Annotated in this window: 17 protein-coding genes; 13 read left to right on the top strand and 4 right to left on the bottom strand. The window is 61.9% G+C overall.

All coding sequences use genetic code 11. From position 1 onward, the window contains the following. Positions 1–73 precede the first annotated feature (73 nt). Positions 74–931, bottom strand: a complete 858-nt coding sequence (locus THIDRDRAFT_RS14520; protein WP_007041620.1) for an NAD(+)--dinitrogen-reductase ADP-D-ribosyltransferase — start codon at positions 929–931, stop codon at positions 74–76. Positions 932–1,112: 181 nt separating this feature from the next. Here THIDRDRAFT_RS14520 and nifH point away from each other — a divergent pair, with 181 nt between their 5' ends. The 13 genes from nifH to THIDRDRAFT_RS14455 all read left to right on the top strand — a co-directional run bounded on the left by nifH (position 1,113) and on the right by THIDRDRAFT_RS14455 (position 18,056). Next, on the top strand, positions 1,113–1,988 hold the full coding sequence (nifH, locus tag THIDRDRAFT_RS14515; RefSeq protein WP_007041619.1) for a nitrogenase iron protein: 876 nt from the start codon (positions 1,113–1,115) through the stop codon (positions 1,986–1,988). 118 nt (positions 1,989–2,106) lie between these two features. Then, on the top strand, positions 2,107–3,591 hold the full coding sequence (nifD, locus tag THIDRDRAFT_RS14510; RefSeq protein ID WP_007041618.1) for a nitrogenase molybdenum-iron protein alpha chain: 1,485 nt from the start codon (positions 2,107–2,109) through the stop codon (positions 3,589–3,591). 135 nt (positions 3,592–3,726) lie between these two features. Then, complete coding sequence (nifK, locus tag THIDRDRAFT_RS14505; RefSeq protein ID WP_007041617.1) at positions 3,727–5,298, top strand: nitrogenase molybdenum-iron protein subunit beta; 1,572 nt, start codon at positions 3,727–3,729, stop codon at positions 5,296–5,298. A 137-nt stretch (positions 5,299–5,435) separates the two neighbouring features. Continuing rightward, positions 5,436–5,654, top strand: coding sequence for a putative nitrogen fixation protein NifT (gene nifT, locus THIDRDRAFT_RS14500; protein ID WP_007041616.1), 219 nt, complete (start codon positions 5,436–5,438; stop codon positions 5,652–5,654). A 52-nt stretch (positions 5,655–5,706) separates the two neighbouring features. Beyond that, a complete protein-coding gene (locus tag THIDRDRAFT_RS14495) occupies positions 5,707–5,907 on the top strand; it encodes a 4Fe-4S binding protein (protein ID WP_007041615.1) in 201 nt (66 codons plus the stop codon). 127 nt (positions 5,908–6,034) lie between these two features. After that, entirely contained in the window at positions 6,035–6,742 is a 708-nt protein-coding gene (locus tag THIDRDRAFT_RS14490; RefSeq protein ID WP_007041614.1) for a dinitrogenase iron-molybdenum cofactor biosynthesis protein, read from the top strand. Further along, on the top strand, positions 6,739–7,008 hold the full coding sequence (locus tag THIDRDRAFT_RS14485) for a DUF6129 family protein (RefSeq protein WP_007041613.1): 270 nt from the start codon (positions 6,739–6,741) through the stop codon (positions 7,006–7,008). Before THIDRDRAFT_RS14490 ends, THIDRDRAFT_RS14485 begins: the two co-directional genes overlap by 4 nt. A 20-nt stretch (positions 7,009–7,028) precedes the next feature. Next, positions 7,029–7,826, top strand: coding sequence for a 4Fe4S-binding leucine-rich repeat protein (locus THIDRDRAFT_RS14480; protein WP_007041612.1), 798 nt, complete (start codon positions 7,029–7,031; stop codon positions 7,824–7,826). A gap of 33 nt (positions 7,827–7,859) precedes the next feature. Beyond that, positions 7,860–8,822, top strand: a complete 963-nt coding sequence (locus THIDRDRAFT_RS14475) for a hypothetical protein (protein ID WP_007041611.1) — start codon at positions 7,860–7,862, stop codon at positions 8,820–8,822. Positions 8,823–9,205: 383 nt separating this feature from the next. After that, the gene (locus tag THIDRDRAFT_RS14470; RefSeq protein WP_245535854.1) at positions 9,206–11,155 is read left to right on the top strand and encodes a response regulator; all 1,950 of its coding nucleotides are present in this window, start codon (positions 9,206–9,208) and stop codon (positions 11,153–11,155) included. A gap of 54 nt (positions 11,156–11,209) precedes the next feature. Continuing rightward, positions 11,210–15,217, top strand: coding sequence for an ATP-dependent RNA helicase HrpA (hrpA, locus tag THIDRDRAFT_RS14465; protein WP_007041609.1), 4,008 nt, complete (start codon positions 11,210–11,212; stop codon positions 15,215–15,217). Between the two features lie 274 nt (positions 15,218–15,491). Further along, positions 15,492–17,120, top strand: a complete 1,629-nt coding sequence (locus THIDRDRAFT_RS23880; RefSeq protein WP_007041608.1) for a glycosyltransferase family 4 protein — start codon at positions 15,492–15,494, stop codon at positions 17,118–17,120. Between the two features lie 258 nt (positions 17,121–17,378). Next, positions 17,379–18,056 (top strand): YiaD family glycine zipper/OmpA-like lipoprotein, encoded by a 678-nt coding sequence (locus tag THIDRDRAFT_RS14455; RefSeq protein ID WP_007041607.1) that lies wholly within the window; start codon positions 17,379–17,381, stop codon positions 18,054–18,056. A 49-nt stretch (positions 18,057–18,105) separates the two neighbouring features. Here THIDRDRAFT_RS14455 and cydX read toward each other — a convergent pair whose 3' ends face one another. The 3 genes from cydX to THIDRDRAFT_RS14440 form a co-directional block, all read right to left on the bottom strand. Then, entirely contained in the window at positions 18,106–18,231 is a 126-nt protein-coding gene (gene cydX / locus THIDRDRAFT_RS24680; RefSeq protein WP_007041606.1) for a cytochrome bd-I oxidase subunit CydX, read from the bottom strand. Between the two features lie 102 nt (positions 18,232–18,333). After that, positions 18,334–19,476: a cytochrome d ubiquinol oxidase subunit II gene (cydB, locus tag THIDRDRAFT_RS14445; protein ID WP_007041605.1), complete on the bottom strand. Its 1,143-nt coding sequence runs from the start codon at positions 19,474–19,476 to the stop codon at positions 18,334–18,336. 17 nt (positions 19,477–19,493) lie between these two features. Beyond that, on the bottom strand, positions 19,494–21,098 hold the full coding sequence (locus tag THIDRDRAFT_RS14440) for a cytochrome ubiquinol oxidase subunit I (protein ID WP_007041604.1): 1,605 nt from the start codon (positions 21,096–21,098) through the stop codon (positions 19,494–19,496). Between the last annotated feature and the right edge of the window lie 150 nt (positions 21,099–21,248).

The following is a 21,248-nucleotide window of genomic DNA, read 5'->3' as shown; positions in this document are numbered from 1 at the left end:
ATGTCGCGATCGGCTTGCACCTGTGGAGCGTCTCCGACAAAACGCTCCTCGGCGTCGGTCGGCAGTGGAGTGTTCAGATGGAGCTGATGCACACCTCGTAGGCGCCGCCGATGACGACATATTCGTCTTCGCCTTTGAGCATGCCTGGAAGCAGTTTGTTGTAGAAGAAGACCTTGGAGGTCGGGACCTGGGCCATGAGGATGTAGTCGCCGAACTCGTCGGCGCGCTCGCGGTTGCTGGTGAAGCTGTTGAGGTTGTTGAGCAGGACGCGGTTGCGGCCGCAGGGGCGGGTCTCGAGGATCTCGTGTTCATCCATGCGGTTGATGCCGCGATAGAGCTTCAGGTGCGTGTTTTCGCCGTGCTCGCGGGTCAGCTCGTACTGGCAGTAGGTGAAGAGCAGGTCGAGCTGCGCCTCCAGAGCGTTGGTGGCGTAGAGCCCTCGGGTGCCTTCGCTGATGTAGCGGTGATAGGCGTCGCCGCTCGGGTCGAGCAGAGGCCCGGCGTGATGGCGGGCGAGCAGCCCGAAGCGGCTCTCCACCCAGCGTTTGAGAATGGCGCCCTCGCGTCCGTCCGAGTCGAACGACCAGCCGCGTACCATCCTTAGATAGTTGGCGTTGATCCTGGATTTGCGCTTGCGTCCGGGTGTCAGTCCCGCCTCCTCCAGTTCCTCCAATAAGAAACGCACCGTCATGTAGTCGATGAAGCGCTGGGCGCGCTCGTCCCGTTGCTCCATGGCGTCCAGCGTGCGGAAGAGTCCGGCGTGGAAGTCCCGGATGCCGTCGATCTCCAGTGCGACCGGATGCTCCTGAAAGGTCAGGCTGCCGAGGATGACGGCGGGGAGGTTGCAGCGGTTGATGGGCAGTTGGGCGTTTGGCGGCAGGCTGGGGGGCGGTTGTCGGGTTTCTTGTTCGATTTGTCTGTTGTTATCCATACAGCCCCTGCGGCTTTGTCGGGGATGCGACCAACTCGAACAGTCTCCAACAATGGTTTTGTTATCTTTGCAATCAATGGCTTGCGTCTTTTTTCGCGGTTTGGCACAGCGATTGCTCAATAGCTGTCGAGTGAAGAATTCGTTCAACGCTCGCGGTAGCGAGCTAACAGGAGACCATACCATGGCAATGCGTCAATGCGCCATTTACGGCAAAGGCGGAATCGGCAAGTCCACCACCACCCAGAACCTGGTGGCCGGTTTGGCCGAACTGGGCAAGAAGGTCATGATCGTCGGCTGCGATCCTAAGGCTGACTCGACGCGTTTGATTCTGCACTCCAAGGCGCAGAACACCATCATGGAGATGGCCGCCGAGGCTGGCTCCGTGGAAGATCTCGAGCTCGAAGACGTGCTCAAGGTTGGTTTCGGCAACATCAAGTGCGTCGAGTCCGGTGGTCCTGAGCCGGGTGTTGGCTGCGCTGGCCGCGGCGTTATCACCGCCATCAACTTCCTCGAAGAGGAAGGCGCCTACGAGGCCGACCTGGACTTCGTCTTCTATGACGTGCTGGGCGACGTGGTGTGCGGCGGATTCGCCATGCCGATCCGCGAGAACAAGGCGCAGGAGATCTACATCGTCTGCTCCGGCGAGATGATGGCCATGTACGCGGCCAACAACATCTCCAAGGGTATCGTGAAGTACGCAAGCTCCGGCGGCGTGCGTCTGGCTGGCCTGATCTGCAACAGCCGTAACACCGCTCGCGAAGACGAGCTGATCATGGAGCTGGCCCGTCAGCTCGGCACCCAGATGATCCACTTCGTGCCGCGTGACAACGTCGTGCAGCGCGCTGAGATCCGTCGTATGACCGTCATCGAGTACGACCCGAAGGCCAAGCAGGCCGACGAGTACCGCACCCTGGCGCAGAAGATCATCGACAACAAGATGTTCGTCGTCCCGACCCCGATTTCCATGGATGCGCTCGAAGACCTGCTGATGGACTTCGGTCTGATGGACGAGGAAGACGAGAGCATCATCGGCAAGGCTGCAGACGCAACGGCCTAAGTCGTCTTCTGATCGTCCAGCGGGCGCGGCACCCGAGTGCCGTCGTCCATCGCTTTAAGGTTTCTCACCGTGTGACTGTCGGCGGATTAGCCGCGGCGCCGAATAGAGGAAAGCCAACATGGCAACATTGACTCGCGAAGAGACCCAGAACCTCATCCAAGAGGTGCTCGAGGTCTATCCGGATAAGGCGAAGAAGGATCGCGCCAAGCACTTGGCCGTCAACGATCAGTCGATCGAGCAGTCCAAGAAGTGCATCATCTCCAACCGTAAGTCCCAGCCGGGCGTCATGACCGTTCGTGGTTGTGCCTACGCCGGTTCCAAGGGTGTGGTTTGGGGTCCGATCAAGGACATGGTCCACATCTCCCACGGTCCTGTCGGTTGCGGTGCCTACTCCCGCGCCGGTCGTCGCAACTATTACGTCGGTCACACCGGCGTGAACACCTTCGGCACCATGAACTTCACCTCGGATTTCCAGGAGAAGGACATCGTGTTCGGCGGCGACAAGAAGCTCGCTAAGCTGATCACCGAGATCAATGAGCTCTTTCCTCTAGTCAAGGGCATCAGTGTCCAGTCCGAGTGTCCGATCGGTCTGATCGGCGACGACATCGAAGCCGTGTCCAAGAAGATGGGCAAGGAACTCGATAAGCCGATCGTTCCGGTGCGCTGTGAGGGTTTCCGTGGTGTGTCCCAGTCGCTGGGTCACCACATCGCCAACGACGCCATTCGTGACTGGGTCATCGGTAACCGCGACGGCGATACCTCGTTCGAAACCACCAAGTACGATGTGGCGGTCATCGGTGACTACAACATCGGCGGTGACGCCTGGGCTTCGCGCATCCTGCTCGAAGAGATGGGTCTGCGCGTCGTCGCTCAGTGGTCCGGTGACGGTACCCTGTCCGAGATGGAGCTGACCCCCAAGGTCAAGCTGAACCTCATCCACTGCTATCGCTCCATGAACTACATCAGTCGTTTCATGGAAGAGAAGTACGGGGTTCCGTGGATGGAGTACAACTTCTTCGGTCCCACCAAGATCGCCGAGTCGCTGCGTAAGATCGCTGCCTTCTTCGACGAGACCATCCAGGCCAACGCCGAGAAGGTCATCGAGAAGTACACCGCCGAGTACGAGGCCATCATCGCCAAGTACCGTCCGCGTCTCGAAGGCAAGAAGGTGATGCTGTACGTCGGCGGTCTGCGTCCGCGTCACGTCATCGGCGCCTACGAAGATCTGGGCATGGAAGTGGTCGGCACGGGCTACGAGTTCGCGCACAACGACGACTACGACCGCACCATCAAGGAAATGGGTGACGCCACCCTGCTGTACGACGACGTCACTGGCTACGAGTTCGAGGAGTTCGTCAAGAAGGTCAAGCCCGACCTGATCGGCTCCGGCATCAAGGAGAAGTACATCTTCCAGAAGATGGGCGTGCCTTTCCGTCAGATGCACTCCTGGGATTACTCCGGTCCCTACCACGGCTACGACGGCTTCGCCATCTTCGCTCGCGATATGGATATGACGGTCAACAATCCCTGCTGGAAGAGCATGCAGGCACCCTGGCAGAAGCCTGCCGAGGGTGAGGCCGAGGCGGTCGCCGCCAGCGCCTGATTGAATTAGCCATCAGCTCTTCAGCGGCCAGCCGCCAGCAGCTTCGAGCTGGCCGCTGGAGGCTGACGGCTGGAAGCCCGATCCCCTTTGTCATGCCGTTCGTCCGCAGATTAGCGGCGCGGTAGGAGCACACTCATGAGCCAGACAGTCGATAAGATCAAACCCTGCTACCCCTTGTTCGGCGACGAGGACTACAAGGCCAATCTCGCCGCCAAGCGTAACACCGTCGAAGAAGTCGAGAGTCTCGATAAGATCGAAGAGGTCTTCCAGTGGACGACCACCAAGGAATACCAGGAGCTCAACTTCAAGCGTGAGGCCCTGACCATCAATCCGGCCAAGGCCTGTCAGCCGCTCGGCGCCGTGCTCTGCGCGCTCGGCTTCGAGAAGACCCTGCCCTATGTGCACGGTTCGCAGGGCTGCGTCGCCTACTTCCGTACCTACTTCAACCGTCACTTCAAGGAGCCGGTCGCTTGCGTCTCCGACTCCATGACCGAGGACGCGGCGGTGTTCGGCGGCCAGAAGAACATGTTCGACGGTCTGGAGAACGCCAAGGCGCTCTACAAGCCTGAGATGATCGCGGTCAGCACCACCTGTATGGCCGAGGTCATCGGTGACGACCTCAATGCCTTCATCGGCAACGCCAAGAAGGAAGGGCACATTCCGCCCGAGTTCCCGACGCCGTTCGCCCATACCCCGAGCTTTGTCGGCAGCCACACCACCGGCTGGGACAACATGTTCGAGGGCATTCAGCGCTACTTCACGCTGAACGAGATGGAAGACAAGGTCGTCGGCTCCAACGCCAAGATCAACCTGGTGCCCGGTTTCGAGACCTATCTCGGCAACTATCGCGTCATGCACCGCATGATGAAGGAGATGGGCGTCGGCTACAGCCTGCTGTGCGATCCGACCGAGGTGCTGGATACCCCGGCCGACGGTCAGTTCCGCATGTACGACGGCGGTACCCCGGTCTCCGAGATGAAGGATGCGCCGAACGCCATCGATACCATCCTGCTCCAGCCCTGGCAGTTGCCGAAGACCAAGAAGTTCGCGCAGATCACCTGGAAGCACGACGTTCCGGCTGTCAGCATCCCGATGGGACTGGAGTGGACCGACGAGTTCCTGATGAAGGTCTCCGAACTGACCGGCAAGGAAATCCCCGAGTCGCTGGCCAAGGAGCGCGGTCGTCTGGTCGACATGATGACCGACAGCCACACCTGGCTGCACGGCAAGAAGTTCGCGCTCTACGGCGATGCGGACTACGTCCTGGGTATGGTCAAGTTCCTGCTCGAACTGGGCGCCGAGCCGACCCACATCCTCTGCAACCACGCCAACAAGCGCTGGAAGAAGGAAGTGGAAAAGGTGCTGGCATCCTCGCCTTACGGCGCGGGCGGCGAGGTTCACATCGGCAAGGACCTCTGGCATCTGCGTTCGCTGTGCTTCACCGACAAGCCGGACTTCCTGATCGGCAACAGCTACGGTAAGTTCATCCAGCGCGACACCCTGCACAAGGGCAAGGAGTTCGAGGTTCCGCTGATCCGCATCGGCTTCCCGATCTTCGATCGTCACCACCTGCATCGCATGACGACTCTGGGTTACGAGGGTGCCATGTACATCCTCACGACCCTGGTCAACGCGGTGTTGGATCGTCTCGATGATGAAACCCGCGAGATGGGCGTGACCGACTATAACTACGATCTGGTCCGCTGATGTAAGCTTCCGCGCATTCCGCCTCGTGCGGGGTGCGCGGCTTGCGTTTCAATGAGGCTTTGAATGACTGGAGAATGCCGTTCTTCGCGTTTGCTGATCGAACCGAATGAACGCATCCTTGACGAAGCGAGATCCCTATGCCGAATGTGATGATTCGTAAGAACGACGCGGGAGATCTGCTCTTTTACGTCGCGAAGAAAGACATGGAAGAGACCATCTCCTCCGTCGAGATGGATACTCCCGAGACCTGGGGCGGCGATGTGGTTCTCACCGACGGATCGCGCTGGTACATCGATCCCATCAGTCCTCCGCCCACTTTCCCGACGACGCTGCGTTTCAAGCGTGGCGACGAGTGATGATCGCGGGGGCGATCATGCCCCCTCGTTTGTTTCGTAATGGAGACGTCCAATGGCTTTGAAAATCGTTCGTGATCTGTGTACCGCTTGCGGTGACTGTGAGCCGGTCTGCCCGACAATGTCCATCACCCCGTTCAAGGGTGTCTACAAGATCGATGCGGCGACCTGTACCGAATGCGAGGGCGACGGCGAGCCCGGCGTCCCGCAGTGCATGGACGCCTGCATGGAAGACGACTGTATCGTGTCCGTCTGAGACGGCTCGGGGCGAGGGATCGCCCACACCCCGGGCGCCGCCGCGAGGCTGAGCTCGCTGGGTCAGGTGCGATAGCCCAGCCTATTGCACCTATCGGCCCGAGACCCGTAGATTGAGGAGATTCACCATGGTTGCCGGAACACTCTCCGAAGACATCGCACTGCGCATTGGCCTCGCCGCGCGCACCCTTCCGGACACCGATCCCGCCCGACTGATTCGGGTGTTGGCGGATGCCGTCGGTCTTCCTCCGACCGCCGATAGCCTGGCCTCGCTCAAGGTCAAGGACCTCAAGCAGGCCGCCGACGGTGAGTTCGCCCATCTTGACCAGGCCGAGCTCAAGGCCGCACTCGCCATCCTCAAGGGTGAAGGGCTTGAGGAGGCCGATCCGCCTCCGCCGGTCCAACCCTATGCCGATGGCGACATGCCCGATTCCATTCGGGTTGCCTGCGCCTCCGATCATGGCGAGGAACTGGACGGCCATTTCGGTGCCGCGCATTGCTTCCTCATCTATCAGGTGTCGGCCAAGGAGAATCGCCTGATCGACGTCCGTGTGGTGGACGATTCCAAGGCGGGCGATGACAAGAACGCCTATCGCGCCGAACTCATCTCTGATTGTCAGGTGCTCTACGTCGCCTCGATCGGCGGACCCGCAGCGGCCAAGGTGGTGAAACGGGATATCCATCCCATCAAGGACGCCGATGGCGGCAGTGCTCGCGATCGTATGGTCGCGCTCCAGGGGATTCTCGCCGGCAAGGCGCCGCCCTGGCTGGCCAAGGTCATGGGTCAGGCTCCCGAGGACCGCATCCGCTTCGAACGCGATGAGGCCGAGGCATGATCGAGGAGACCCGTCTCAAGCAGGTCGCCGAGATCCTGCGCCGCGCCGGTCTCAACGATCAGACCCTGTCACTGCTGCGAGAAACCTTCACCGACCTGCATTTCACCAGTTGTCTGGATGATGATGTGGGTGTCGGCGAGCCTGTGCATCGCGACGAGGACTTCAATATCTATTTGGTCGACGGACGCTCGCATTGTCTGAAACTGACGAACGATCTCGATGGCGCGACCGGTCTGCTCCTCGCTCAGGTCGAGGACGAGGACTGAGTCGCGTCGCCTCCGCGGATATGAATTCGGATCACGTCAAGCCAACGCGGCCTTCCGTCGGCAACTGCAGCGGCTGTCCCCATCGTCGGGATCTGCTGACAGAGGGGCGCTGTACGCCTGGCGACGTCTGTGTCCGGGCCATGAGCGGGCGTCAGATCGAGCGTTTCTTCCGCGTCAATCCGGCCCTGGCCGACGACTATGCCGGGGACAGCTTCTGGGAGCGGCGTGCGATCGCCGCGCGCTATCTCTCGCAGAGAAAACTCCTTCCGCTGATCCGCGATCCCGATGAGGTCGTGCGCCGGGTTCTGGCCTATCGACTCCCGATCGAGGCGCTCGACGAGTTGATCGGCGATCCCGACCGTGAGGTCCGGGTGACGGTGGCCGATCGTCTGCCGCCGGACCGGGTCGAGCGTCTGGCCTCGGATCCCGATTATCTGGTGCGACAGTACGTGGCTCGGCGGCTCGCGCCGGGTCGTCTGTTTCGCATGATCCGTGATCCAGACCGTCAGGTGCGTGTGACGGTAGCCGAGCGGCTGCCGCTCGAAAGCCTCGGGCTGATGCGTGATGATGCCGAGCCCGAGGTGCGGCTCAAGGTCGCCGAGCGCATTCCGTTCGACGAGGCGGAACTCATGGTCAAGGACATCGACTGGCGGGTGCGCGCCCGTCTCGCCGAGCGTCTTCCGCTGGATAAGCTGGGGGACTTGCTCGCGGATTCGGATCCGGATGTGCGGACGATCGCGCGGAACCGGGTCGAACGTGCCGGATTCGATGAGGATGAGCCGGATCGAGACGCGTTCGGCCAGGACCGTGATTCGTGAACCACAACGAATAGAACAATGGCGTACATAACTATGGCGAAGACAGCGAGCAACCTGGATTCAGGTCTGGCAGCCGAACTCGACTTGAAGGTTGCCGAGATCTGTCGCTCCGTCGAGGTGACGGACGGAATCGCGCCCCTGATCGAGGCCATCCAGGCCGTGTTGCCGGACCTGAGCGTGCGTCATGCGATGACGCGTTCGGGCTGGCATCGGCTTGGCGGCGTGGTCGACCTGGACGGCAACCGGATTGCGCACAATATTACCGAATGGGCCGAGGCGGAGTCCGAGGGTGATATCGACGAGCTGATGTTCAAGCTCTCCGACGTTCAGTATTTCGCGACCCGCCTCAATGGGCAGACGCACTATTTGGTGGCCCAGACGGGTCCGCGCGCGCGCGATTACATCCAGATCGAGATCGAGCAGCTCCAAGAGGTGCTCGATCGCTGCATCTCGGATCCCGATTGGTTTCCGGACAGCATCGCCGATTTCGTCGATCCGGTCGATTTTCCGCGTCTGGAGCCAGAACCGGTCGGTTCGCCCAGGCTGCTGTTCCGGCGTCTGGTTCGGGTCTCCGATCTCATGGATTCTCAGGATGCCGGTTCGCACCTGATGCGCTTTCTCGACGAATGGGATCGCAGCTCGGCCGCCGAGTCCGAGGGCTTCTGCCGCCATTGGGTCCTGTCGATCCGCGAATACCAGGATCGCGATGGCGATGGTCATCTGACCGCTAAACCCGTACCGGTCGTGGCCAACCCCTTGCCGGTGCTGTCGGATTCCCAGGTCGCCCGAGGCTCCGGGCTGGCGAATCAGATCCACGGTTTCGATCGCGAGGCCGGTTATCCCTTCGCCTGGTATTTCCACATGCTGACCAATCGTAAGGTCTCGCACAAGCTGGCCGAGGCGGTGCATGCGGACCTCATGGGTGCCTACGATTATCTTCCCGCGCGCGATCTCAAGGTGCTGCGCGACTGGTATCAGGATCCCTACGGTTTGTGATTCCCGTGCGGGGGCCGCCGGCGGCTACCCCCCCCGCACGCCTCTTCCCGATCGGCTTCACCGTTCCGGCGGCCAATTTCCAGGGATGGTTATTCGCTTCCACCTCGCGTCTCCGTGGCGGATAATCCCGTCCACACCCTTGGTGTCATCTTCATCCGCGCGTCTCCTGCTCGTTCTGTCCATGCCCTGGATGCTCGCGTGTACGCTGTGGCAAGATTCGATCATACGACTACGTGTCTTTTGGTGCGGCCAGTCTTGGCGCGACATATTCCGGTGACCCTGAATCCATGACTTCTGATCCCCGCGTTCTGGCTGTCGTTCATCTCGTCACGTCGGATACGAGGCTGTCGGACTCTTTGTCTGAGGCACTGGAGGGGGCCGGCGTGTTGCTCCGATCCTATGTCGAGCCGCCCGCGAGTCTGGATGGCGCGGAGGAGCGGCCGGCGGCGCTGCTGCTCGATTCGCGCGTCTTTGCCGAGCCTGAGACGTTGCAGGCGACGGCCTCGGCCCTGTTGAAGGGTTTTTCGAGCCACGTGCCTTTGATCGTCCTGGCGCACTCCGAGGAGATCCGTTTCCGTCTCGCCGCCATGCGCGCCGGGGCCAGCGCCTATCTTTCAGTTTCTTCGAGAGCCGAGGATCTCGCCGAACGGCTCGTTCAGATCCTCGGTATCCAAGGGCAGAGACCGGACCGCATCCTGGTGGTGGACGATCAGCCGGTCGCCGCGCTCTTTGCTGCGCGTGTCCTGCAGGGCGTGGGCATGGTGACCGAGCGTGTCCTGGATCCGCTCGCCGTGATGGAAGCGCTGGACCGCTTCGCTCCAGACCTGATCCTGATGGATCTGCACATGCCGGGCGCGAGCGGGATCGAGCTGACCGCCGTCATTCGCACCCAAGAGCGCTTTGCCGATCTGCCGATCATCTTTCTGTCGTCCGAACTGGATCCCGATCAGCAGATGGCGGCGCTGCGCATTGGCGGAGACGATTTTCTCTCCAAACCGGTGGCCCCGGATCGGCTGGTTGCCAGCGTGCAGGGGCGTCTGACGCGCGTCAGGAACCGTCGACATTCGGTGCATGCGCCGGACTCCATCGACGATCTGACGCGTCTGGGAACGCGAGACCGGCTGTTGCGGCAACTGGATCGTTTGGTCGGGCAGGTCCAATCCGGGGCGATTGCCAAGGAGGGTGGACGGCTCGGGAAACAATACCCTGGCGTGCAGCGGGCTCTGGTCTATCTGGAGGTCGACGGAGATGCGTCCGCGCTTGAACTGGTCGCGGCCAGCCTGGCCGCCGAGATGGGCCCCGGGGATGTCGCCGCGCGGGTCGCCGATCAGGCCGTCGCCGTGCTCATCCATCGTCAGGATGCGTTGTCGCTCGCCGAGTTCGCCCAGCATCTCGCCTACGAGATCGGGCAGGTGCTCGGTCGGAATATCCCCGAGGCCCACTTGGGCGCCGGCTGGTATCCGCTGACGGATGGTTGTCCGGATTCGGTCACCCTGCTGTCGCGCGCGAGCAAGGCAGCGCATTGGTCGCTACAGGATGGTGCAAGGACGCTGGGGCGGTACGGCTCGCCAGAGGCGTCTACGCAAGAACCCGACCGGCCCTCTCTGGTCGTCGAGGCGATCCGGTTGGAACAGTTACAGCCGCTCTATGAGCCCATGGTCGCGCTGACCGGTCTGATGGGGGAGCGTTATGAGCTGACGCCGCGTCTTTTGATCGGCGATGGCGAACTGCTCGGGCCAGGCGAGTTTATCTCGCTTGCGGCCAAGGCGGAGCTGTCCGCGCATCTCGATCGCAGGATTCTGTTCGCCGGACTGGATGCGCTTAAGATGCGACTCGACCAGAGACGCCCGGTACAGCTCTTCATTCACCAGTCTCCAGCGGGAATCGCAGACGACGACTGGGTCGTTTGGCTGCGCGATCAGATCAATGCGCGCGATCTGATTCGGCTGCGTCCCGTTCTGCAGTTCGAGGTGGCGGATGCCGACCGACATCTGGAACTGGTCATTCGTCGCACCCGCCAGCTCGCACGTCTCGGTATTCGGGTCTGTCTCAATGGCGTCGATTTCAGCGAACAGAGCACGCGGGTGTTGCAGGCGCTGTCATCGAGCTTCGTGCGGATCAAACGACGTGTGGTGCAGGGGCCGGAGCTGGATGCGATCGCCTGGCTGATTCAGTCGCTCAAGGCGTCCGGGGCGAAGGTGATCGCGACAGGCGTGGACGGACCCGTTACCATCGCACGTCTCTATGGGGCGGGCGTGGATCTGATTCAGGGGCCTTACGTGCAGCCGCCCAGCCCGGAGATGGGCTTCGATTTCACGGTTGCCGAGGCCTGATTTTATCTTCACATCCGCGGGTGCTGCGCTCGCGGCCTGCGGTGTATTCCTTCGATGACTGCCGTTTTACCCGACGCCTCCCAGTTTCCCACCGAGGCGGATCTCGATGCCTGTCTGATTCGCGATCGACATGGCGCAAGGGCGCGTCTGCGCGGTCTGCGCAAACGCCAGCGTGCCGGTCAGCCCTTCGATCAGGGCCTGGCCAAGCTGTGGCAGGATATCCAGCGATCCCGCTCGATTCTGGAGCAGCGCCGCGCCTCGATACCCGAGATCCAGTATCCGCCCGAACTTCCGGTCAGCGAACGCCGCGACGAGGTGGCCGAGCTGATCGAGCGCCACCAGGTGGTTATCCTCTGCGGTGAGACCGGCTCGGGCAAGTCGACCCAGCTCCCCAAGATCTGTCTCGATCTGGGGCGAGGGATCGCCGGGCGTATCGGTCACACCCAGCCGAGGCGGATCGCCGCGCGCACGCTCGCCGGGCGTGTGGCCCAGGAATTGGGGGCCGAGACCGGCGGTCTGGTCGGCTATAAGGTGCGCTTTCACGATCAGGTCCGGCCCGAGACGGCGATCAAGCTGATGACCGACGGCATGCTGCTTGCGGAGATCCAGCAGGACCGCTTCCTGACCGAATACGACACCCTCATCATCGACGAGGCCCACGAACGCAGCCTCAATATCGACTTCCTGCTCGGCTATCTGCGCGGCATTCTGCCCAAGCGTCCGGATCTCAAGGTCATCGTGACCTCGGCGACCATCGATCCCGAGCGCTTCGCTCGGCACTTTGCGGGTGCGCAGGGCGATCCGGCCCCCGTCATCGAGATCTCGGGCCGGACCTATGCGGTCGAGGTACGCTACCGTCCGCCTGAGGAGGAGAGTGCGGCCGAGCGCGACGATGCCATGCAGCAAGCGATCTCGGACGCGGTGGGTGAGTTGGCACACAGCGGGCCGGGCGACGTGCTGGTCTTCCTCTCGGGCGAGCGTGAGATCCGCGAGACCGCCGAGACACTACGCAAGCACCATCCGCCCTCGACCGAGGTCCTGCCCCTGTTCGCCCGTCAGGGGCCGCAGGAGCAGGCGCGCATCTTCCATTCGCATAGCACCCGGCGCGTGGTGCTGGCCACCAACGTGGCCGAGACCTCGCTCACGGTGCCGGGCATCCACTACGTGATCGATCCGGGCTTCGCGCGCATCAGCCGCTACAGCCATCGCACCAAGGTCCAGCGGCTGCCGGTCGAGCGCGTCTCGCAGGCCAGCGCCAACCAGCGCAAGGGGCGTTGCGGACGCGTGGCCTCGGGCATCTGTATCCGGCTCTACAGCGAGGACAATTTCACCTCCCGCGCCGAGTTCACCGAGCCCGAGATCTCCCGCACCAACCTGGCCTCGGTCATCCTGCAGATGAAGCTGCTGGGGTTCGGCGCCATCGAGCGTTTCCCGTTTGTGGATCCACCCGACACGCGTCTGGTCTCGGACGGCTACCGCACGCTCGAAGAGCTGGGGGCGATCGACGACAAGGGCGATCTGACCCAGCTGGGTCGGCAGCTGGCGCGGCTGCCGGTCGACCCGAGGATCGGGCGCATGCTGCTGGCCGCGACCGAGCACCGCTGTCTGGAGGAGGTGCTGGTCATCGCCGCCGCGCTCAGCGTTCAGGATCCGCGCGAGCGTCCGCTCGACAAGCAGCAGGCGGCGGACGAGATCCATGCCACCTTCGCCGACGAGGACTCGGATTTCCTCACCTATCTCAACCTCTGGCGCTTCATCGAGCAGGAGCGCAAGGCGCTCTCGCGCAACAAGTTCATCAAGCTCTGTCAGCGTCATTTTCTGTCCTGGAACCGGGTGCAGGAATGGCGTGACATCCATGCCCAACTGCGCGAACAGATGCTGGAGATGGGGTTTCAGCTTTCAGCTGCCAGCCACCAGCCTCCAGCTCAGAAGCTGCAGGCTCAAGCTGGAGACTGGAAGCTGGAGGCCGACAGCTCAGAAAAGATCCATCGCGCCCTGCTTGCCGGGTTGCTCGGCAACATCGGTTTCCGCGAGGCCGAGCGCGAGTTCCAGGGTGCGCGCAACAGTCGCTTCTTCGTCCATCCCAGCTCGGCCCTGTTCGCCAAGCCGCCCAAGTGGGTCATGGTCGCGGAGCGGGTCGAGACGACGCGCCAGTACGGTCGTATTGCCGCCAAGATCCAGCCAGCCTGGGTGGAGGAGGCGGGCCGACATCTGATTCAGCGCAGCTATTCCGAACCGCATTGGCAGGCCAAGTCGGGGCAGGTCGCGGCCTTCGAAAAGGTGATGCTCTATGGCGTGACTCTGGTGCCCAAGCGGCGTGTCAACTACGGTCCCATCAATCCGGCCGAGTCGCGCGAGATCTTTCTGCGTTTCGCTCTGGCCGAGGGTGACTTCGATACCCGCGCGCCTTTTTGGCGTCATAACCGCGAACTGGTCGAATCCATCCATCATCTGGAGGCCAAATCGCGCCGCCGCGACATCCTGGTCGACGAGGAGTCCATCTACGCCTTCTATGCCGAACGGGTTCCGAGCGGTATCTATTCCAAGCCGCTGTTCGAGCAATGGTTGAAGACAGCATCCAGGAAGGATCCCAAGATCCTGCACATGCGTATGTCCGACCTCATGCGCCACGAGGCAGCGGACATCACCCAGCAGGCGTTCCCCGACAGTCTCCAGGTTGGGGCGACCGCACTGCCTCTGGAATACCATTTCGATCCGGGTCATACGGCCGATGGCGTGACCCTGGTGGTTCCGCTGCCGCTGATCAATCAGGTCTCGCCGGATCGGTTGGAATGGCTGGTGCCGGGGTTGATCGAGGAACGCATCATCGCCTTGCTGCGTGGTCTGCCCAAGCAGCTGCGCAAGTCGTTCGTGCCGATCCCGGATACGGCCGCGCGGCTGGCGGCGCGGCTCGTGCCGTCGGATCGTCCGCTGATCCAGGCGCTGGGCGAGGAGGTCAAGGCCATGACCGGGATCCAGATTCCGGAGGACGCCTGGGATGCAAGCGATATTCCGGAGCATCTGCGAATGAAGATCCGGCTCGTGGACGAGTCGGGAAAGCGTCTCGCCGTTGGCGACGATCCGGTCCGGCTCAAGCGCCAGTTCGGCGAACAGGCCCAGGAGGGTTTTGCCCACATTCCAACCAGCGGGCTGGAGCGTGAGGGCGTCACCCGTTGGGATTTTGGCGATCTTCCCGAACATGTGGATCTGACCCGAGCCGGTATCCGGTTGCGCGGGTTTCCGGCCTTGGTCGATCGTGGGGATTGTGTTGCGATCCAGGTGCTGGATTCGGCCGAGAGTGCCGCGCTAGCTCAGCGCGATGGACTCAGACGGTTGTTCATGCTGCATCTCGGCCCGGATCTGCGTCGGCTGCGCAAGGATCTGCCCAATCTCGATCGGATGCGCTTGCAGTATGCCAAGGCACCCAAGCCGCCCGGGGGTGTGAGTACGGCGTCTTCCGGTGGCGGCAAGGAGCCGGACCTGGCCGACGAACTGGTCGCGCTCGCGCTGGACCTGACCTTTGTCGAGGATCTGCACCCGATTCGGGGGCAGTCCGTCTTCGAGCAGCGACTGGCGGGGCGCAAGTCGCACCTCTTCGCGACGGCTAAGGAGGTTGGCGTCCTGATCGGCGGCATCCTCGCCAGCTATCAGTCGTTGCGCAAGCGGCTTGCCACGATCACCCAGGTCAACTGGATGCCATCGGTGATGGATATGCGCGATCAGCTGGACGCGCTCGTCTTTCGCGGTTTCACGCAACGGGTGCCTTACAGGCGTCTCAAGGAGTATCCGCGCTATCTCAAGGCGATCGAACAACGCATCGAGCGGTTGGGTCATGCCCCCGGTCGAGATAGACAGTGGATGGCCGAGATGGCCGAGGTCCACACCCGCTGGCGCGAGCGCGACAAGGCGGCCCAGGCGGCGGGACGCCAGGATCCCCGTCTCGAGGAGATCCGCTGGCTGCTCGAAGAGTTACGCGTCTCATTATTTGCCCAGCAGCTTGGAACGCCCGTTCCGGTGTCGATCAAGCGACTGCAGGGGCGGTGGCGCGAACTGGGATTGTGACAACCAACGTTGAAGTGGTGGTGCGAACGCTCACATCGCAACAGGCTCGCTGACTGGTGACGATCCGTGTGCGTCCATGAGTTGAAGCTAATGCTCCGGCTATAATGGACCGCGACCGACTCCGCCGCCAGGGCATCGGATCGGTCGGGATGTTGCCATTTACGTGCGTTTTCGACACCTGGCCGTCATATCGGTGTCGGCGCTGAGACAGGCCGGCTTCTGGATACATCGTTCCTCATTCGGAGGTGAAAGGCGACCTGATGCCTATCTGAATATGCAAGCCATCTACGTATTGCTCGTGGCTTTGTTCATCTCGATGCTGTTGGTCCCACCGCTGTCGCGTTTCGCCGGTCTGTTCGGTATGACGGATCAGCCGAGCGACCGGAAGATTCATCGCGGCGCCATTCCACGAACGGGTGGGATTGCGATCGTCATCGGGGCCTTGATACCGGTTCTTCTATGGGTGCCGATGCGACCCGATCTGTCGGCCTGGGTGCTGGGTGCGATTGTGATCTTCGGGTTCGGGGTCTTGGATGATCGGTTCAATCTCGACTACAGGCTGAAGCTGCTGGGACAGTTGGTGGCGGCGCTCGTCGTGGTTTTGCTGGGCGGGGTGCTGATCGAGCGGATTCCCTTCTTGGGGCTCGATCCACTGCCGGGTTGGGTTGGGCTTCCTTTGACCTTGCTCGTGCTGGTCGGCTTGACCAACGCCGTCAATCTCTCAGATGGTCTCGATGGGCTCGCGGGCGGTTTGAGTCTGCTTGCGCTGGGGGCGCTCTCGGTCCTCGCCTACGAATGCGAGGATTCGTCGGCGCTCATGGTCTCCTTTGCCATCATGGGGGCGACATTCGGGTTTCTGCGTTTCAACACCAATCCGGCCCAGATCTTCATGGGGGACACTGGGAGTCAGTTTCTCGGGTTCAGTACCGCCGTGATCGCACTGATCGTGACGCAGCGTCCCGACACGGCGGTCAGCAAGGTGGTCCCGGTTCTGATTCTCGGTCTGCCGATTCTGGATACGCTTTCGGTCATGGTTCGCCGCATCCTGGATGGTCGATCGCCCTTTTCGCCAGACCGCTTGCATTTGCATCACCGGTTGTTGGGCTTGGGGTGGAATCAGTACCAGGCGGTCGTGAGCATCTATGGCGCTCAGCTATTTCTCATTCTGCTGGCCTATGTGTTGCGCTTTAGTGCCGACCTGGTGATCTTGGCCGTCTATGCCGGTTTCTCCGCGGGCCTGCTCTATATCCTCTGGGTCTTGTCGGCACGCCTGTCATATTCGGGGCTGGATCATGATCGGGCAGACCCGGCCGTAGATTGGCAGGGCCGCCGATCGATGGAGTTGGTCAGCCGATATCTGGCAACCTGGTCCTCTCGGCTCCTCGGTGTCGCGGTCTCCTCGACCCTGGTCGTCGGCGCGGTGATCGCTCCGGATGTCGGTTCGGATGTGGCGACCCTCTCGGGTCTTTTGCTTGTATTACTGCTGCTCGGGTTCTGGTTGCCGCCGAGTTGGCGGTTCTGGGCCGAGCGGTTGGCCGCCTATGTGATTGCAGTCGCCGTCGTCTATTTCATGTCGAGCATCTCCGCGATTGAATCCCATAAATCCTGGGCCTTCGCGGTCTTCGCTGTGTTTGGTGGGTTGACGGCGATTTGGGTGCGGTTTTCCAAGACCGGTTTTCAGATCAACTCGCTCGATGTCCTGATCCTGGTCGTCGCCGTCGTCGTACCCAATCTCAGTGCACCCTTGTATGAGCGTTTCGGCTGGCTGGCGCTGGGCGCCATCATTCTCTTCTACGCCATCGAGGTGCTGATGTCTGACACTGCATCGAGAAATGGATTGCTCCGGGCGAGCGTCGTGGCCGCCTTGGCGATCCTGACGCTGAAGGGGTTGGCGGATTTATAGGATCCTGGGGCTGGTAGCTGGTAGCTGGTAGCTGGTAGCTGGTAGCTGGTAGCTGGTAGCTGGTAGCTGGTAGCTGGGTCGCGCCTGTCGTCGTCAGTTCTTGCCGCTGAGTCATGCGGACATCAGTTATGATGCTGGGAGCACCCGTCGTCATTGGGCTAGGTCCTATTTCGGGCTGCTCCAGCGTCTGTGCGGCGTCTCGTTGTGCTGTTCAGCTCTGGATCAATCACTCATCCTAATTTACTGAAGGGGGCATCAATGAGTCCTGCTATCTCGAAACGCCTGATCGTTTCGGCGACTGTCGCCGTACTCGTCTCTGGTTGCGCGGCCGATGGTTCTGGTATGACCGAGACCGGCCGGGGCGCTGCGATCGGTACGGCAAGTGGTGCGGCTGCGGGGGCGCTGATCGGCTCCTTGAGCGCCGATGCGGGTAAGGGCGCCTTGATCGGGGCCGTTGGCGGGGCGCTGCTTGGGACGGCCGTGGGGTCCTACATGGATCAGCAACGGCAAGATTTCGAGCGGGTGCTCGCCCCGGAGATCGCGAGTGGCGTGATCTGGGTCGAGAAACTGCCCGACGATCAGTTGCTGGTCGGTATGACCGGCGCCACGAGCTTCGAGGTGGATTCGGACCGGATCAAACCGACCTTCTACAGCACCATGGATAAGATCGCTAACGTGGTGAACAAGTACGGCAAGACCCAGCTGGCGATTGCGGGTCACACCGACAACACGGGGAGCGCCGAGTACAACATGAACCTCTCTCGCCGTCGCGCGGCCTCCGTCGAGAATTATCTGGCGAGCAGTGGGGTCAATCCGGGGCGTATGGAGTCGCGTGGCTATGGAATGACGCGGCCGGTGGCGAGCAACAACACGGAGCAGGGGCGGCGTCTGAATCGCCGCGTCGATATCGTCATCATCCCCATTCGGGCGAACTGAGTTTCGATTCGATAAGGTCGGGCGTACGTCCGCCCGACCTGTTCAGGCGTCAACTTGGGGCGTTATCGTCATCCGATGCGGGGCCGGCGAACTGCTCCGATTCGTACCACATGACGTTGACGATGCCGAATGCGAGCGCCAGAAGGACGCCCAAGATCCACGAGAAGTACCACATCGCGTTTTCCTCTCTCAATCTGCGGTGATCCCAGGGCTATCGTCCGTCCGGCGCCCCGACCGCGAAGGCCGGGTTCGCCGCGACGGCGACCCGGATCCGGTTTCAGTAGGCCAGATGGTCCTGCGACTCGATCTCCTCGATCGTCACGCGACGCCACATCTTGGTATAGGTCCAGGTGGTGTAGCCGATGATCAGTGGCACGAAGATGATCGCGGCCCAGAACATCACCGTGAGCGTCAGGTGGCTCGACACCGCGTCCCAGACGATCAGGCTGCTATTGGGATTGGTGCTCGATGGCATGATGAAGGGGAACATGGCGGCCCCCGCAGTCACGATGATCCCGGTCAGGCCTAAGCTGCTGGCGACGAGGCCGAGGCCGGGACGGTTCGACATGGAGGCGAGAATCGCAAGCGCCAGTCCGCCGAATCCCAGGAGCGGGAAGAGCAGTGTCCAAGGATAGTTGGCATAGTTGGATAGCCAGGCGCCCGATTCCTGAATGACCTCCTTGGTCAGCGGGTTGGGCGTGGCGTCGAGTGCAGGCATGGCGACGACGCGGAAGCCGTCGATCCCGAGGCTCAGCCACACACCGGCCAATGCGAAGGCCCCGATCGTCACCAGGCCCGCCCTTTTCGCCGCGACCTTGGCACGGCTCGACACGGGGTCGGCCGTCCGTATTTGCAGCCAGATGGCGCCATGCATCACCAGCATGCCGACGCTGACGACGCCTGCCAGTAGGGCGAAGGGGTTCAGCAGGCCGAAGAAGCCGCCGCTGTAGTAGGGGCGCAACATGCCGTCCAGATGGAAGGGGACGCCCTGGAGCAGGTTGCCAAAGGCGATGCCGAATACCAGCGCAGGCACGGCGCCGCCGACGAACAGGCCCCAATCCCAGGCGTTACGCCAACGTGGGTCGGCGATCTTGCTCCGATAGTCGAACCCGACCGGGCGGAAGAAGAGCGCGAACAGCGCCAGCAGCATGGCGAAATAGAAGCCCGAGAAGGCCGAGGCATAGACGATCGGCCAGGCGGCGAAAATGGCGCCTCCGGCCGTGATCAGCCACACCTGATTGCCGTCCCAGTGCGGTCCCACCGTGTTGATGATGACGCGCCGCTCCAGGTCGTTCTTGCCGAGGAATGGGAGCAGTGCGCCCACCCCCATGTCGAGTCCGTCGGTGACGGCGAAACCGATGAACAGCACGCCAACCAGAACCCACCAGATGAATTTCAGCGTTTCATAGTCGAGGATCATGATGTTTCCTCCTGGGCTTATTCAGCCGGTTTCTGAGGGGCGGTCGCGGGTGACATGCCTCCGGCGTGGAGGTCGCCGCGCTCGTGGTGGTAGCGCCCGGTGTGCAGAGAGCTGGGGCCGAGGCGGGCGAACTTGAACATGAGGAACATCTCGATCATGAATAGCCCGGTGTAAAAGAGGATGAAGGCCGAGAGACTCAGCATGATGTCGTTCGCGGTGAGGCTCGATGCGGCGATGCTCGTGGGCAGGACCTCACCGATCGCCCAGGGCTGACGGCCGAATTCGGCGACGAACCAGCCGGTTTCGGCGGCGATCCAGGGCACGGGGATACTGATGAGGAACAGACGTAGCAGCCAGCGCTTCTCTTGGATGACGCGTCTGGCGTTGTAGTAGAAGCCGAGCAGGAGCAGAAGCAGCATCCAGACGCCCGCGCCGACCATGATGCGGAAGGTCCAGAACAGTGGGGCGACCTCGGGGATCGAGTCTTTCACCGCCATTTGGATCTGTTCCTCGGTGGCCTCGGCCGGATTCTCGGTATAGCGCTTCAGCAGCAGTCCATAGCCGAGGTCTTCCTTGTGTTCCTCGAAGAGTCCGCGATTCGCCGGGGTGTCCTCTCCGCCGCGCAGACGTTCGAGATACTGATAGGCGATCATGCCGCTGCGGATGCGAACCTCATGTTCGCGCATGAGTTCCTTGAGGCCGGTTACCTGGGTATCGAGCGAGCGGGTCGCGATCAGGCCCAGTGCCCAGGGGATCTTGATCGCGTTGCGCGTTTCCTGTTCGTCGTTGCTCGGTTGGCCGTAAATGGTGAAGGCGGCGGGTGCCGGTTCGGTCTCCCATTCGGCCTCGATGGCGGCGAGCTTGACCTTCTGTACGTCGCCGACCTCGTAGCCGGATTCGTCGCCGAGCAGGATGACGGAGAAGATCGAGGCGAGGCCGAAGCCGACCGCGACCGAGAAGGATCGCTTGGCGAATGCCAGGTCGCGGCCCTTGAGGATGTACCAGGCGCTGATGCCGAGGACGAACATGGAGGCGGTCACATAGCCGGCGGCGACGGTGTGGACGAATTTCACCTGAGCGACCGGATTGAAGACCAAATCGACGAAGCTGGTCATCTCCATGCGCATGGTTTCATAGCTGAATTCGGAGCCGACCGGGTTCTGCATCCAGCCGTTGGCGATCAGGATCCAGAGTGCCGACAGGTTCGAGCCAAATGCGGTGAGGAAGGTGACGGTCAGATGCTGGCGCTTGGAGAGGCGTTCCCAGCCGAGGAAGAAAAGACCGATGAAGGTCGACTCCAGGAAGAAGGCCATCAGGCCCTCGATCGCCAATGGGGCGCCGAAGACGTCTCCGACATAGTGGCTGTAATAGGCCCAGTTGGTGCCGAACTGGAACTCCATGGTGAGTCCGGTGGTGACGCCCAAGGCGAAATTGATGCCGAAGAGCTTGCCCCAGAACTTGGTCATGTCCCGGTAGATCTCGCGTCCGGTCATGACATAAACGCTTTCCATGATCACCAGAATCCAGGAGAGGCCTAGTGTCAGGGGAACGAATAGGAAGTGATACATCGCCGTGGCGGCAAATTGCCATCGCGAGAGTTCGATCATGGAACTGTCGAGCATGAGCGATTCTCCTGGAGAACGAAAACCTGATTTGCGGATGGTGCAGCTGTGAGTGCCGAGGCCCTGCGGTCCGACTGGCATGGGTCTGGGATGGCAGTCCGGTTGCCCAGCGCTCGCGTCCAGACTAAATGAGTCGGGGGGCATCAAAAA

The organism is Thiorhodococcus drewsii AZ1 (assembly GCF_000224065.1).
Classification (GTDB): domain Bacteria; phylum Pseudomonadota; class Gammaproteobacteria; order Chromatiales; family Chromatiaceae; genus Imhoffiella; species Imhoffiella drewsii.
The sequence above is the reverse complement of the archived record's forward strand: the minus strand, read 5'-3'. Positions and strand labels throughout refer to the sequence as shown.